The sequence below is a fragment of the Lentilactobacillus kefiri genome, from assembly GCF_007989105.1.
GTDB classification, from domain to species: domain Bacteria; phylum Bacillota; class Bacilli; order Lactobacillales; family Lactobacillaceae; genus Lentilactobacillus; species Lentilactobacillus kefiri.
In genome coordinates, this window is record NZ_BJVK01000106.1 from 1 (window position 1) to 797 (window position 797).

The window sequence follows — 797 nt, forward strand, 5'->3', positions numbered from 1 at the left end:
GACCACGAGCCTATCAAGAAACCCAAGCCGAAGCGGTCGCATATGTTGCCATGCAAAATATTGGCGTTGATACCAGTAACTATTCACTCGGATATGTGGCTACCTGGGCTAAAGATAAAGCTGTGATCCATAGTGCTTTAAGTGAAATCCAGCAAGTTAGCAACAAAGTGATTGAGCTTAGTGACGAGTTAACCAAACAATTAGGCTTACAAGAAGCCCAAAAAGAACCTGAGCATGATCTAAAAAAGCTATCCGCCCAGGATCTTAATAAGTCCTACCAAAGATTGCAACAACAAGTTCAGCAAATGACTAATCCACAACAAAAAACACAATTTAAAAACCAGTTACATGAGATACATGAAGAAATCAGTGAGCGAACGCAAAAGCAGTTACAAGCATTTGCTGAACAGAATCCAGGAATCAAACAACCCGAATCCGAACTTGATCAAAGTTTAAAACGGTAGCCAGTTTTTAAAGGACATGCTATAATGTGGACAGAAAAAGGAAGTCCCGCCGAAAACAGGACTTCCCACGCAAGCCGCTTCAAAGGCGGTAGCATAATTACAAAACTATATTAATGTGGAAGTTTGTCAAATGGTGTTGAAGGATAGTTTCTATCCTTTGAAGATCTCCTCGTGTGGGAGATCTTTTTTGTTGTTTTATTAGTTGCGGCGTTTAATCTGGTGTGTTGTCTGAATATCGTACTTGAAGGCATAACAAATAAGCCTACCATCGTGACGTTATTGTGGTAGATAATCTAGGCAATCAGCTGGTGGACGCGTGTGAACATATTGGCC

At 40.8% G+C, this 797-nt stretch carries 1 pseudogene; it reads left to right on the plus strand.

The window, feature by feature from the left end:
• A pseudogene (locus LKE01_RS11925) lies at positions 1-464 on the plus strand (hypothetical protein); the annotation flags it as partial.
• Positions 465-797: the final 333 nt, after the last annotated feature.